This is a genomic window from Bifidobacterium samirii, assembly GCF_003952945.1.
GTDB classification, from domain to species: Bacteria; Actinomycetota; Actinomycetes; order Actinomycetales; family Bifidobacteriaceae; genus Bifidobacterium; species Bifidobacterium samirii.
Genome location: NZ_QXGK01000021.1, coordinates 1 through 13915, shown reverse-complemented (window position 1 = coordinate 13915; position 13915 = coordinate 1). Strand labels below are relative to the sequence as shown.

Sequence of the window (13915 nt, the reverse complement as noted above, 5' to 3'; positions counted from 1 at the left end):
CCGATGAGTTGACATCGCCTTCACGGTGGGTTAGCCAAGCGGTTAGGCAGCGGCCTGCAAAGCCGTATAGACGAGTTCGACTCTCGTACCCACCTCTCGGACGACACCGCTTCGGCGGGGTCGGAAGAACACGCAGACCCGGGCGGTTGGCGCAGTGGTAGCGCACTTCCCTGACACGGAAGGGGTCACAAGTTCGAATCTTGTATCGCCCACGGATGCCGAAGCGATTCGGCGTTCATAACCGAACAGAGCATGGGCGATTGGCGCAGCGGCTAGCGCACTTCGTTCACACCGAAGGGGTCGTAGGTTCGATTCCTACATCGCCCACAGGCCGCTTGCGGCCGTTCGGTACAGCATTCGGGGCTATGGCGCAGCTGGTAGCGCATCTCCATGGCATGGAGAGGGTCAGGGGTTCGAATCCCCTTAGCTCCACGAGGCCGGTTCGTCCGGCGTCACCCATGCGGACATAGCTTAGTTGGTAAAGCGCAACCTTGCCAAGGTTGAGACCGCGGGTTCGAGTCCCGTTGTCCGCTCCGATAGGAAGGCTCCCGAAAGGGAGCCTTTTTTCGTTTCCGCGGAGAGACCGCCGACGTTCCGGGCCGGCTCCGCGGCGATGCCGGAGCCGGTCGACGGGGAGTGAGCGAGCCGGATCGCCGGATGTCTCGGCCCGTCCCTATCGTGTCCATGTCGATAATCCAGTCCAGGCCTGCACATTGGTAACGCGGACCCCGATAGCAAAGGACACATCATGGCGCAAGCTACCATCTCCATAACCCTCGACGGCGCGCGGAAGGAGGTGGAAGCCACCGCCACCGGCGTCGAACTGTTCGCCGACGACAAGAACATCATCGCCGTCCGTCTCAACGGCGAGCCGCGCGACCTGTACACGCCGCTGCACGACGGCGACGTCGTCGAGCCGATCGCCCTCGACAGCGAGGACGGCGTGGCCATCATGCGCCACTCCGCGACCCACGTCATGGCCCAGGCCGTCCAGGAGATCCGCCCGGACGCCAAGCTCGGCGTCGGCCCGGTCATCAAGAACGGCTTCTACTACGACTTCGACGTGAAGGAGAACTTCACGCCCGAGGACCTCAAGGACATCGAGAAGCGCATGCAGCGCATCATCAAGTCCGCCCAGTCCTTCCGCCGCCGCACGGTGACCGAGGAGGAGGCACTGGCCGAGGAGGCCGACCAGCCGTACAAGCTCGAGCTCATCAAGGACAAGGAGGCGCACCTCGACCCGGAGACCGCCACCGAGGTGAGCGAGGCCGAGCTGAGCATGTACGACAACGTCGACCGCGACGGCAACGTCGTGTGGAAGGACCTGTGCCGCGGCCCGCACCTGCCCAACACCCGCTACATCAAGGCGTTCAAGCTCGAACGCGCCGCCGCCGCCTACTGGCGCGGCTCCGAAGCCAACCCGATGCTGCAGCGCATCTACGGCGTGGCCTTCGCGTCCAAGGAGGAGCTCAAGGACTACCAGACCCGCATGGAGGAGGCCGCCAAGCGCGACCATCGCAAGCTGGGCCAGGAGATGGACCTGTTCTCCTTCCCTGAGGAGATCGGCCCGGGCCTGGCGGTGTTCCACCCCAAGGGCGCCGCAATCATCAACGCGATGGAGGACTACTCGCGCCAGCTGCACCGCCAGCACGGCTACTCGTTCGTCCAGACCCCGCACATCACCAAGGGCCACCTGTACGAGGTGTCCGGCCACCTGTCCTGGTACAAGGACGGCATGTACCCGCCGATGCGCATGGACGAGGAGCGCGACGAGGACGGCAACGTCACCAAGCAGGGCTTCGACTACTACCTCAAGCCGATGAACTGCCCGATGCACAACCTCATCTTCAAGTCGCGCCAGCGCTCCTACAAGGAGCTGCCGCTGCGCCTGTTCGAGTTCGGCACCGTCTACCGCTACGAGAAGTCCGGCGTCGTGCACGGCCTGACCCGCGTGCGCGGCCTGACGCAGGACGACTCCCACATCTACGTGACCCGCGAGCAGATGCGCGACGAGCTCAAGAGCCTGCTCGCCTTCGTGCTCGGCCTGCTCAAGGACTTCGGCCTGAACGACTTCTACCTCGAGCTGTCCACCAAGGACGAGCACAAGTTCGTCGGCTCCGACGAGATCTGGGAGGAGGCCACCAACACGCTGGCCGAGGTCGCCAAGGAGTCCGGCCTCGAGCTCGTGGCCGACCCGGGCGGAGCGGCCTTCTACGGCCCGAAGATCTCCGTGCAGGCGCGCGACGCGATCGGCCGCACCTGGCAGGTGTCGACCATCCAGCTCGACTTCAACCTCCCGGAGCGCTTCGGCCTCGAATACATCGCCGCCGACGGCACGCACCAGCGCCCGGTGATGATCCACCGCGCCCTGTTCGGCTCGATCGAGCGCTTCTTCGCGATCCTGCTCGAGCACTACGCCGGCGCGTTCCCGGCGTGGCTCGCCCCCGTGCAGGTGCTCGGCATCCCGGTGGCCGACGAGTTCGCGCCGCATCTGGCCGGCTTCGTCAAGTCCCTGGAGGACGAGATGGTCCGCTGCGAGATCGACTATTCCGACGACCGCTTCGGCAAGAAGATCCGCAACGCCTCCAAGTCGAAGGTGCCGTTCATCCTCATCGTCGGCGAGGAGGACATGACCAACAACGCGGTCAGCTTCCGCTTCCGCGACGGCAGCCAGCTCAACGGCATGCCGGTCGACCAGGCGCGCGAGCAGATCCTCAAGGTCATCGCCTCCCACGCCCAGGTCAACTCGGCCGACGACTTCCGCGCCGCGGTCGGCGAGTAGCCTCCACGCGACGGGCCCGGCCCCGGGACGAGTCGGGCTTGTCGTATAAGCGCCATAAAATCGTCCCGTTTGTCACCATTCAATCGTTTTACCTGCTAGGAGCACATTCATGTCAGGTCATTCCAAGTGGGCGACCACCAAGCACAAGAAGGCCGCCATCGACGCCAAGCGCGGCAAGCTGTTCGCCAAGCTCATCAAGAACATCGAGATCGCGGCCCGCATGGGCGGCGGCGACCCGGACGGCAACCCGTCCCTGTACGACGCCATCTACAAGGCCAAGAAGGCCTCGATGCCGGCCGACAACATCAAGCGCGCCGTCAAGCGCGGCTCCGGTGAGGAAGCCGGCGGCGCCAACTACGAGGAGATCGTCTACGAGGGCTACGCGCCCGCCGGCGTCGGCCTGATCATCGAGTGCCTCACCGACAACCGCAACCGCGCCGCCGCCGAGGTCCGCTCCACCCTGTCCAAGGGCAACGGCTCCCTCGCCACCACCGGCTCCGTGAGCTTCAACTTCGAGCGCAAGGGCCAGATCGAGGTCCCGGCCGAGGGCGTCGACTTCGACGACCTGTTCGAGAAGGCCGGCGACGCCGGCGCCGAGGACGTGCTGGACGACGGCGACGTCTTCACCGTCGTCACCGACCCGTCCGACCTCCACGCCGTGCGCCAGGCCCTGCAGGACGCCGGCTTCGACTACGATTCGGCCGACATGGTCATGCGTCCGAAGAACGAGGTCGAGCTGACCCTCGAGGACGCCCGCAAGGTCTCCAACCTCATCGACAAGCTCGACGACCTGGACGACGTGCAGAACATCTACTCCAACTGGACCGCCTCCGACGAGGTCATGGCCCAGCTGGACGAGGAGTAGTCATCCAGTGATCATCCTTGGCGTTGACCCCGGGCTCACCCGCTGCGGGGTCGGCGTGATCGAAGCCGGCGCGCACCGCCGGCTTTCGTTTATTCACGTCGACGTGGTCCGCTCGTCGCCCGACCAGTCGCAGGACCTGCGCCTGCTGGCCGTCTACGAGGGACTGAGCGAGAAGATCGAACGCTTCGCGCCCGACGCGGTGTCCATCGAGCGCGTGTTCGCCCAGGACAACCGCAACACCGTGCTCGGCACCGCGCAGGCGGCCGGCATGGCGATGCTCGCCGCAGCCCAGCGCGGCATCCCCGTGGCCCTGCACACGCCGACCGAATCCAAGCTCGCCATCACCGGCAACGGCAAGGCCGAGAAGGCGCAGGTCGAACGCATGGTCGCCCGCATCCTGGGCCTCAACGAGCCACCCAAGCCGGCCGACGCCGCCGACGCGCTCGCCGTGGCGATCTGCCACGCGCTGCGTCCGCAGGGCGCGCTGCAGGGAGGCGAGCGCGAGCAGCATCTGACGCCGGCCCAGCGTCAGTGGGCGATGGCCGCGCAGCGCTCGCGCAGAGGCGGCAGCGGCCGCAACGCGGACCGCGGCATGTAGCGGCCGGCCGTCCCGTACGGCCGGCGACGCGCTGGTCGCACAGGACGGCCGCATCCGCTACACTGTATCGAACAGATGTTCGAATCTAGGTTCTGGATTGACGGGAGGTCGGCATGATCGGCATGCTGCAGGGCCGCGTCGTGGAGGTCGGCGCGGACGTCGCGCTCATCGAGGTCGGGGGAGTCGGGTACGAGACGCGCATGCCCTCGGCCGACCTGGCGTCGCTGCACGCCGGGCAGGACGCGCGCGTGTACACGTCGCTGAGCGTCTCGCAGGACGCGATCACCCTGTTCGGGTTCTCGTCGCAGGCGTCCAAGCGCATGTTCCTGCAGCTGCAGAAGGTGTCCGGCATCGGCCCCAAGGTCGCCCTGTCGCTGCTGTCCACGCTGCCGGCCGACCGGCTGGCGCGCGCGGTCGCCGACGGCGACGCGACGTCGCTGGCCAAGGCGCCGGGACTGGGCAAGAAGGGCGCCCAGAAGATCATCCTCGAGCTCAAGGGGTCCATCGACCTCGCCTCGATCGAAGGCGCGGCGCCGGCGGCCGCGGCCGCCAAGGCCGCGACGGACGGCGACCCGAACCTCACCCAGGTGGTCGAGGGCCTCGTCTCGCTCGGCTGGCGGCAGAACGACGCCAGGCACGCCGTGGACTCCGTCTGCGCCGACCACGAGGTGCCGCTGCCGCTCGACCCCGACGACGTGCCGCGCGTGCTGCGGCTCGCCCTGACCTCCCTCGACCGTGGAAGGTGACGCACGCATGACGATGGAATACGACGCCCAGACCAACACCGGCGCCAACGAGGAGTCGCTGCGCATGGTGTCGGCCGCGCCGATCGGCAACGAGCCGGTCAGCGACGAGGAGCTGCGCCCGCACGCGCTGGACGGCTTCATCGGCCAGCCGCTGCTCAAGGCCCAGCTGCAGCTGTTCCTCGACGCCGCCCGCAAGCGCGAGGTGCCGCCCGACCACATCCTGCTCGCCGGGCCTCCCGGACTGGGCAAGACCACGTTGGCGATGATCGTCGCCAACGAGCTCGGCGTGCCGATCCGCGTCACGTCCGGCCCCGCCATCCAGCACGCCGGCGACCTCGCGTCGATCCTCAGCTCGCTGGACACCGGCGAGGTGCTGTTCATCGACGAGATCCACCGTCTGCCGCGCGCCGCCGAGGAGCTGCTCTACATCGCGATGGAGGACTTCCGCGTCGACGTGATGGTCGGCAAGGGACCCGGCGCCACGTCGATCCCGCTGACGCTGCCGCGGTTCACCGCGATCGGCGCGACCACCCGCGAGGGCATGCTGCCCTCGCCGCTGCGCGCCCGGTTCGGCTTCACCGCGCACCTCGACTTCTACCCGCACGGCGAGCTCGAGAAGCTCATCGAACGCTCCTCGGCCGTGCTGGGCGTGCGGCTGGGCGAGGGCGCCGCCTACGAGATGGCCGTGCGCTCGCGCGGCACGCCGCGCATCGCCAACCGCCTGCTGCGCCGCGTGCGCGACTGGGCGATCGTGCACGACCTCGACGAGGTCGGCCCCGACGACGTCAGGGAGGCCCTGGAGCTCTACCAGATCGACGCCGAGGGCCTCGACCGGCTCGACATCGCCGTGCTCGACGCGATCGTGCGCCAGTTCAACGGCGGGCCGGTCGGCCTGAACACGCTCTCGGCGATGGTGGGCGAGGAGTCCGAGACCGTCGAGACGGTGTGCGAGCCGTACCTCGTGCGCGAGGGGTTCCTGCTGCGCACGCCCAAAGGCCGCATCGCCACCGGCAAGGCATGGGCCCACCTGGGGCTGGAGCCGCAGAGCGATGTCAGCAAGCTGGCCTAGACTCGGTGACTTGGACGGCGCCGGCGATCATCGGCGCCGCGAAGCAGTGCGGGACCGGCGCCGAGCGCCGGCCCATGAACCACAACCATGAGGAGTAGCGCTTTGCCCGGTAATATCATCATGATCGTGTTCCTGGTCGCCATGATCGCCATGATGTGGTGGCAGTCCAAGAAGGCCAAGCAGCAGCAGCAGGAGAAGCAGGACTTCCGCGCGAACCTGCAGCCGGGCACCGAGATCATCACCATCGGCGGCATCATCGGCAAGGTCGTGTCCGTCGACGTGCAGTACGAGGAGATCATCATCGACTCCGAAGGCTCCCCGATCCGCTTCTCCTTCAACGCGATCAGCCGCGAATACGTGCGCCCCGCCTACGTGAGCGACGACGAGGTCGACGAGAACGGCAACCCGCTGCCGGTCGACGACGATGAGGCCCAGACCCCGATCGATCAGGCCATCGAGGCCGCCGAGACCCCGGCCGAGACCGAGACGGACTCCTCCAAGTAGTCCGCGGCATCACTTCCGACAGCTCGATATGCGCCCGCATATCGAGCTGTCATGATTACCAAGGCCGTCCACCGGCAATCGTCCCCGCGACGGCCTCATCCGACAGTCACCGACCATCATCCGGAGGCACGCATCCCATGACGCAGTCCGACATCACCATCGAAAGCCTGAAGGCCATCGGCGAGGAGGACGCCCGATACGTCGTATCCCTCATCCGCTCCATCCCCGGCTTCCCCAAGGAAGGCATCGTCTTCCGCGACTTCATGCCGGTGCTGGCCGACCCCAAGGCGCTCGGCCTGCTGTTCGACGCGCTCGAGCGCACCCTGCCGGTGCCCGCCGACGGATTCGACGCGGTGGCCGGCCTCGAATCGCGCGGCTTCCTGTTCGGTCCGGCCCTGGCCGCCCGGCTCGGCAAGGGATTTGTCCCCGTCCGCAAAGCGGGCAAACTGCCGCCCGAGACCATCGGCGAGTCCTATGATCTGGAATACGGCACCGCCAGCATCGAGATCGAAGCCGACATGGTCCGTCCCGGTCAGCGCGTGCTGATCGTCGACGACCTGATCGCCACCGGCGGCACCGCCAAGGCGGCCGCCGACCTGATCCGGCGCGCCGGGGGAGAGGTCGCCGGATACAGCTTCGTCATGGGACTCGACGGCCTCGACGGCATCGCCCGACTCGGCGACGTCCCCGTCACCACGCTGGTCACCATGCCCGCCTGACCGGCAGGAAGACATAGGAAGAATTCATGGATCTGTACGAATACCAGGCCAAGGAGCTGCTCGAGGAGCAGGACATCCCCACGCCGAAGTCCTATTACGCCCAGAACTCGCATGAGGTGGCCGAGGCCGCCGACCGTCTGGGCTATCCGTGCGTCATCAAGGCGCAGGTCAAGACCGGCCACCGCGGCCAGTCCGGCGGCGTCAAGCTGGCGCACGACCGCGACGAGGCCGTGCTGCTTGCCGAAAGCATCCTGCCGATGACGATCCGCGGCCACAAGGTCAACGGCGTGATCGTCGCCGAGGCGAAGAACATCCTGCACGAGTACTACGTGTCGATCTCCGTGGACCGCTCGTCGCGCGACTACGACGTGCTCGCCACCGCCAACGGCGGCACCGAGGTCGAGACCGTCGCCAGGGAGCATCCGGAGGCGGTGCGCCGCCTGCACATCAACGCGCTCGACGACTTCGACATCGAGGCCGCCCGCCGCATGGCTGAGAGCATCGGCTTCTACCACGCCGACGAGGAGCAGGCCGCGCAGGTGCTGCTGAAGGTCTGGCGGGTGTTCAAGGAGAACGACGCCACGCTCGTCGAGATCAACCCGCTCGCCAAGATCGGCGACCCGGACGACGAGTCGTCCAAGAGCCTGTGCGCGCTCGACGCGAAGATCTCGCTCGACTCCAACGCGGCCTTCCGCCACGACGGCTGGACCCGCTTCTCCGGCGACCTCGACGCCGACCCGTACGAGGCCAAGGCCAAGGAGAACGGCCTGCACTACGTGCACCTCGACGGCCAGGTCGGCGTGATCGGCAACGGCGCGGGACTGGTCATGAGCTCCCTGGACGCCGTCTCCGGCGCCGGCGAGGAGCAGGGCAGCGGCGTCAGACCCGCCAACTTCCTCGACATCGGCGGCGGCGCGTCCGCGGAGGTCATGTGCACCAGCCTGCAGATCGTGCTGGCCGACCCGAAGGTCGAATCCGTGTTCGTCAACGTGTACGGCGGCATCACGTCCTGCGAGCAGGTTGCCGAAGGCATCCTCGAGGCGATGGACCGCCTGCCGGTCGTCAGGCCGATCGTCGTGCGCTTCGACGGCAACGCCGCCGAGGAGGGCCTCGCCACGCTCGCCGCGGCCGACAACCCGAACATCCGCGTCGCCGCGACGATGGAGGAAGCCGCGGATCTGGCCGCCCGCATCGCGGCCGACGCGCTGGAGGCCAAGGCGGAACAGGCAGCAAAGGAGAACGACTGATGGCATTGTTCATCGAAGACGGCGCGCCGGTCATCGTCCAGGGCATGACCGGACATCAGGGCATGACGCACACGGCCCGCATGCTGCGCGCCGGCACCAACATCGTCGGCGGCACCAACCCGCGCAAGGCGGGCACGTCCGTGGCGTTCCCCGGCGCCAATCCCGACGGCTCCGATGCGTCCGTGCCGGTGTTCGCCACCTGCGCCGAAGCGCGCGAGGCGACCGGCGCGCAGGCGAGCGTCGTGTTCGTGCCGCCGCGCTTCGCCCGTGACGCGGTCGTCGAGGCGGTCGAGGCCGGCATCGGCCTGATCGTGGTCATCACCGAGGGCATCCCGGTGGCCGACTCCGCGTACTTCGTCGAACTGGCGCTGCGCAAGGGCGTGCGCATCGTCGGCCCCAACTGCCCGGGCCTCATGACCCTGCCGTCCACGCCCGACGCCCACGGCGTGAACCTGGGCATCATCCCCGACGGCATCGTCGGACGCGGTCCGCTCGGCCTGGTGTCCAAGTCGGGCACGCTCACCTACCAGCTGATGGGCGAGCTGAGCGACATCGGCTTCACCGCATGCCTGGGCGCCGGCGGCGATCCGATCGTCGGCACCACGCTGCTCGAGGCGCTGCAGGCGTTCGAGGCGGACGAGGCGACGCGCGCCGTCGTCATGATCGGCGAGATCGGCGGCAGCGCCGAGGAGGACGCCGCACGCTGGGCGGCCGAGCACATGACCAAGCCGGTCGTCGCCTACATCGCCGGCTTCACCGCCCCCGAAGGCAAGCAGATGGGCCATGCCGGCGCCATCGTCTCCGGAGGCAAGGGCACCGCGCAGGACAAGAAGGACACCCTCGAATCCGTGGGCATCCGCGTGGGACGCACCCCCGGCCAGACCGCGGACATCATGCGCGAGGTCCTGGCGGAGCGCGGCATCCGCTGATATGGGCCGTACCGTCAGTCAATGGATGCGTGGCGCGGGCGCGGCCCTCGCCTCGCTCGCGGTGTTCGCCGTCTCCCTCGCCTGCTTCATCGCGCTGATGCTGCTGGTCGTATCGATGGAGGAGGGCGGCGACAACCTGTCCGAATACACGATGCCGCTGGCCGAGGCCGTGGTGCTGCTCGCCCAGGGCAACGGGTTCCTCATCGAACCGGTCGAGCTGACGCTCACGCCGCTGCTGCTGACCGTGCTGCTCGTCGCGCTCGTGCGCGCCTTCGCGCGCAGGATGTCGTGCGGCATGGCCGGCTACGTGCCCGGGCTGGCGGCATGGCTGGCCGCCGACGCGATGCTGCACCACGCCACCGACGTGCACATGAACGACCCGCTGTGGCTCATTCTGCTGCGCTGCGCGCTCGTGTTCACCGCCGGATACCTGTGGGCCGTCGTGCCCGGATCCGCATTCGTGGCCAAGGCCGCTGCCGCGGCGGGCCGCGCGCTGGGCGCTTCGGCCGTGCGCGCGATTCGCGTGGGCGTGCGGCTCGTGGCCGTCCTGCTGGCCGTCTATGCGATCATGGGCGTCGTCGCCGTGATCGTCTGGACGGCGACCGGCTACGAGGCCGTGGTCCGCCTGTACGGACTGATCGGCATGGGGACGGGATCGCGCATCCTGACGACCGCCGCCTGCCTGGCATGGCTGCCGAACCTGTGCGTCTGGGCCGTGTCCTGGCTGTTCGGCGCCGGATTCTCCATCGGCGACATCGCCGAATTCACCCTGTGGAACGGGCAGGCCTCCGGACTGCCCGGCATCCCCGTGTTCGGCGTCCTGCCCCAGCCGGTCGCCGACGAGCGGATCCGCATGGTCCTGCTCGTGCTGCCGCTGGCCTGCGGACTGGTCGCGGGCAGCGTCGCACTCTGGCACCGTCGAGGCTTCGCCGTGCGCATCGCCGCGCCCGGCCCCGTCGACATGCCGCGGCTCATCGAGTCGCTCGCCTATCCAGCCGGCGCATTCTGCATCGTCGCCGCCGTGCTTTCCCTCGTCTCCTCGCTCGTGTTCCTCCTGTCCGATGGAGGGCTCGGCAAGGAGCGTCTCGCCCATCTGGGCGTCGACGTGATCCGATCCACCCAGAGCGTGGCCCGTCCCACCGCGGTCGGCCTGTTCGCCGCATGGCTGCTGGCCGTGGTTGGCGTGGCCGCCGTTTTCGGGATACGCTGGATTTCGGGACGGATCCGCTCGACGTCGTCCTCAGGCGGGACGGCCGCACCGCGTCAGGCGCGGACGGCGACAAGCGCGCCCGATTCCGGGCATGAACCAGCAGCAGCAACCAAGGAGGAACAGGATGACGAACACGAACCGACCGATACGACGGGCCCTGGTATCCGTCTTCCATAAGGAGGGCATCGAGGTCCTGGCCGAGGCGTTCATCAAGGCCGGCACCGAAGTGGTGTCCACCGGCTCGACCGCCGCGCGTCTGGCCGAACTGGGCGTGGCCGTGACCGAGGTGTCGCAGGTCACCGGCTTCCCCGAGTGCCTCGACGGCCGCGTCAAGACCCTCGACCCGCACATCCACGCCGGCATCCTCGCCGACATGACCAACCCCGACCACGCCTCCCAGCTGGAGGAGTTCGGCATCAAGCCGTTCGACCTGGTGGTCGTCAACCTCTACCCGTTCGCCGACACCGTGCGCTCCGGCGCCGACGAGGCCGCCACGATCGAGAAGATCGACATCGGCGGCCCGTCCATGGTGCGCGGCGCCGCGAAGAACAGCGCGACCGTCGCCATCGTCACCGACCCGGCCGACTACGCGCTGGTCGCCGGGCGCATCGCCGACGGCACCGGCTTCTCCCTGGAGGAGCGCCGCTGGCTGGCCGGCAAGGCGTTCGCCCACACCGCCTCCTACGACGCGACCATCAACGAGTGGACCGCCAAGCACTGGCCCAAGCCGGCCACCGTGGCGTCCGCGGCCGCCGAAGGCGAGGAGGAGGTGAACGAGGCGAAGTTCCCGGCCACGTTCACCCGCACCTGGGACCGCGCGCACACGCTGCGCTACGGCGAGAACTCGCACCAGCAGGCCGCGCTCTACCTCGACCCGCTGGACCGCACCGGCTTCGCGCACGCCGAGCAGCTGGGCGGCAAGCCGATGAGCTACAACAACTACGTGGACGCCGACGCCGCCTGGCGCGCCGTGTGGGACATGGCCCCCGCCATCGCCGTGGCCGTCGTCAAGCACAACAACCCGTGCGGTCTGGCCATCGGCGAGACCGCCGCCGACGCGCACCGCAAGGCCCACGCGTGCGACCCGGTCAGCGCCTACGGCGGCGTCATCGCGTGCAACAGCACCGTGACGCTCGAGATGGCCGAAAGCGTGCGCCCGATCTTCACCGAGGTCATCGTCGCGCCCGCGTACGACGACGACGCGCTCGAACTGCTGCGCACCAAGAAGAAGAACCTGCGCATCCTCAAGGTCGCCGAGCCGGTCAAGGGCCGCACCCAGTTCCGTCAGATCGACGGCGGCCTGCTCGTGCAGGACATGGACCTCATCGACGCGCTGGGCGACGATCCGGATTCGTGGAAGCTCGTCTCCGGCGAGCCGGCCGACGAGGCCACGCTCAAGGACCTCGTGTTCGCGTGGCGCGCGGTGCGCTGCGTGAAGTCCAACGCGATCCTGCTGGCGCACGACCAGGCCACGGTCGGCATCGGCATGGGCCAGGTCAACCGCGTCGACTCGTGCCATCTGGCCGTCGAGCGCGCCAACACGCTGGCCGACGGCGCCGACCGCGCCACCGGTGCGGTGGCCGCGTCCGACGCGTTCTTCCCGTTCGCCGACGGCGCCGAGACGCTGATGGCGGCCGGCGTGAAGGCGATCGTGCAGCCGGGCGGATCCATCCGCGACGAGGAGGTCATCGAGGCCGCGAAGAAGGCCGGCGTGACCATGTACCTGACCGGCACCCGCCACTTCTTCCACTGATCGGCATCCGGCGGGACGCGGCGCAATCATCCCCGATCGCGCCGCGTCCCGCCGGCCGGTTCCATGTCGTCCGCCGCGCCCATGCGGCGGACGACGTCGTTTTCCGTTCCATACGATTTCCCAGGCGGCCGTCGGGCCGCGGAAGGGGAGCATCATGACCGACCGTCCGCACGCGCCGCACGTGTCCGAAGCCCACGAGGGCGCGCCCTGGTTCGAATGGGCCGTCGCGGCCGTCGTCGTCGCCGCGGTGGCGGTCGCCGCCCTCGGATACACGATGGCCGCGACCGCCATCATGGCGGTCGCGGCCATCGTCACCGGGCTGCTGCGGCTGATCCTGCGCGAACGCAGCCCGTGGAAGGTGCGCTCAGTCGCGTTCGACGCCTTCATCGGCATCGGACTGGGACTGGGACTGCTCGTCACCTACCTGAGCATCCTCATGCTCGCCTGATCCGGCCTCCACGGCGGGACCGTCGGCCCCGGCCACCTCGGCGGTCGGGGCGTTTCCGTATCCGGGCTCGGCTTCCTCGGCCGGATCCTCGCCGGCGACGGGGAACGCGGCTGCGGCAGCGGCGTCACGGCGCGACTTGGCGGCGCCGGACGCCATCTGGGCGACGATCATCACGAGCGCGACGACGGCCGCGGCGAGCAGCGGGCATACCCAGAAGACCCACAGCTGGGAGAGCGGTTCGACGTTGAGGCCCTGGTTGCGGGCGAACAGGGCGATGCCGGTGGCGCGGGCCGGGTTGAGTGCGGCGTTGGTGATCGGATAGCACACGGCGGCGCCCAGACCGTAGGCGGCGCCCATCGCGGCGGCATAGCGGGCGGTGGGGCGGCCGTCGGCGGTGGTGGACGACATGAACATGCCGACGATCACGGCCGCGGCGACCGTCTCGACGACGATGGCGGCGACGATGCCGAACGAGATGCCGCTGATGTTGCTCAGATAGTACGCGTAGATGGCCGAACCGTCGTCGAAGCCGTTGACGGCGGGCGTGATCCACGTCTTGACGCTCACCGAGTCGGAGGTGGGCAGCATACGGGTCAGGATGCCGCCAGCGAGCGCCGCGCCGGCGACCTGGGCGATGATGGAGGCGATGCCCTCGACGATGCCGATGCGGGAGACGAGCATGGCGGCGACGGTGACGGCGGGGTTGAAGTGTCCGGCGCACACCTTGTCGAGCATGGCGGTGACGGCCGCGTAGGCGACGGCGGTGGCGAGGACGAAGAACGCCATGTTGAGGCCGAGGATGGCGGTGCCGAACGAGCCGGTGGCGTAGATGGCGAGGCAGATGACGAAGGTGCCGGCGAATTCGGCGAGTACGCGTGCTGCCGGCGGCGTCCGCGTCGCCGGGGTGGTGGTCGTGGTGTCGTGTTGTTCGATGACGGTCATGTTGTTCCTTGGTGTAGTTGTCGCGGGTCTGGCCCGCCGAACGTGTGCCATAGTACCAGCCCTGCCTCTCTTATACACATCTCCCGCTCCCCCGGCGGGAGAG

At 68.6% G+C, this 13915-nt stretch carries 13 protein-coding genes and 5 tRNA genes; 17 read left to right on the top strand and 1 reads right to left on the bottom strand.

Translation table 11 applies throughout. The annotated features are described in order from the left end of the window. The first annotated feature begins 24 nt into the window (after positions 1 to 24). From D2E24_RS08900 to D2E24_RS08820, 17 genes are all read left to right on the top strand, one after another. Positions 25 to 95: transfer RNA gene (locus tag D2E24_RS08900), tRNA-Cys, on the top strand. Positions 96 to 140: 45 nt separating this feature from the next. Beyond that, positions 141 to 212 (top strand) — tRNA-Val (locus D2E24_RS08895). A gap of 42 nt (positions 213 to 254) precedes the next feature. Continuing rightward, positions 255 to 327: transfer RNA gene (locus D2E24_RS08890), tRNA-Val, on the top strand. 32 nt (positions 328 to 359) lie between these two features. Continuing rightward, positions 360 to 432: transfer RNA gene (locus D2E24_RS08885), tRNA-Ala, on the top strand. Positions 433 to 460: 28 nt separating this feature from the next. After that, a tRNA-Gly gene (locus D2E24_RS08880) sits at positions 461 to 533 on the top strand. A 215-nt stretch (positions 534 to 748) separates the two neighbouring features. Continuing rightward, a complete protein-coding gene (gene thrS / locus D2E24_RS08875; RefSeq protein ID WP_125968987.1) occupies positions 749 to 2782 on the top strand; it encodes a threonine--tRNA ligase in 2034 nt (677 codons plus the stop codon). Between the two features lie 109 nt (positions 2783 to 2891). Continuing rightward, entirely contained in the window at positions 2892 to 3647 is a 756-nt protein-coding gene (locus D2E24_RS08870) for a YebC/PmpR family DNA-binding transcriptional regulator (RefSeq protein ID WP_125968985.1), read from the top strand. 7 nt (positions 3648 to 3654) lie between these two features. Continuing rightward, on the top strand, positions 3655 to 4245 hold the full coding sequence (ruvC, locus tag D2E24_RS08865; protein ID WP_125968984.1) for a crossover junction endodeoxyribonuclease RuvC: 591 nt from the start codon (positions 3655 to 3657) through the stop codon (positions 4243 to 4245). 113 nt (positions 4246 to 4358) lie between these two features. After that, entirely contained in the window at positions 4359 to 4991 is a 633-nt protein-coding gene (gene ruvA / locus D2E24_RS08860; protein WP_125968983.1) for a Holliday junction branch migration protein RuvA, read from the top strand. Between the two features lie 7 nt (positions 4992 to 4998). Then, a complete protein-coding gene (ruvB, locus tag D2E24_RS08855; RefSeq protein ID WP_125968982.1) occupies positions 4999 to 6060 on the top strand; it encodes a Holliday junction branch migration DNA helicase RuvB in 1062 nt (353 codons plus the stop codon). Positions 6061 to 6180: 120 nt separating this feature from the next. Further along, entirely contained in the window at positions 6181 to 6564 is a 384-nt protein-coding gene (locus D2E24_RS08850; protein WP_241222947.1) for a preprotein translocase subunit YajC, read from the top strand. Between the two features lie 137 nt (positions 6565 to 6701). Then, positions 6702 to 7283, top strand: a complete 582-nt coding sequence (locus D2E24_RS08845) for an adenine phosphoribosyltransferase (RefSeq protein ID WP_125968978.1) — start codon at positions 6702 to 6704, stop codon at positions 7281 to 7283. 26 nt (positions 7284 to 7309) lie between these two features. Beyond that, the gene (sucC, locus tag D2E24_RS08840) at positions 7310 to 8530 is read left to right on the top strand and encodes an ADP-forming succinate--CoA ligase subunit beta (protein ID WP_125968977.1); all 1221 of its coding nucleotides are present in this window, start codon (positions 7310 to 7312) and stop codon (positions 8528 to 8530) included. Then, positions 8530 to 9459, top strand: a complete 930-nt coding sequence (gene sucD / locus D2E24_RS08835) for a succinate--CoA ligase subunit alpha (RefSeq protein ID WP_125968976.1) — start codon at positions 8530 to 8532, stop codon at positions 9457 to 9459. Before sucC ends, sucD begins: the two co-directional genes overlap by 1 nt. A 25-nt stretch (positions 9460 to 9484) precedes the next feature. Next, the gene (locus D2E24_RS08830) at positions 9485 to 10846 is read left to right on the top strand and encodes a cell division protein PerM (RefSeq protein ID WP_241222943.1); all 1362 of its coding nucleotides are present in this window, start codon (positions 9485 to 9487) and stop codon (positions 10844 to 10846) included. Then, positions 10794 to 12422, top strand: a complete 1629-nt coding sequence (gene purH, locus D2E24_RS08825; protein WP_125968974.1) for a bifunctional phosphoribosylaminoimidazolecarboxamide formyltransferase/IMP cyclohydrolase — start codon at positions 10794 to 10796, stop codon at positions 12420 to 12422. Before D2E24_RS08830 ends, purH begins: the two co-directional genes overlap by 53 nt. 154 nt (positions 12423 to 12576) lie before the next feature. After that, positions 12577 to 12870, top strand: a complete 294-nt coding sequence (locus D2E24_RS08820; RefSeq protein WP_125968973.1) for a DUF3017 domain-containing protein — start codon at positions 12577 to 12579, stop codon at positions 12868 to 12870. On the opposite strand, the gene D2E24_RS08815 is transcribed toward D2E24_RS08820, so the two are convergent. Then, complete coding sequence (locus D2E24_RS08815) at positions 12787 to 13812, bottom strand: aquaporin (protein ID WP_125968972.1); 1026 nt, start codon at positions 13810 to 13812, stop codon at positions 12787 to 12789. The genes D2E24_RS08820 and D2E24_RS08815 overlap by 84 nt on opposite strands. Positions 13813 to 13915: the final 103 nt, after the last annotated feature.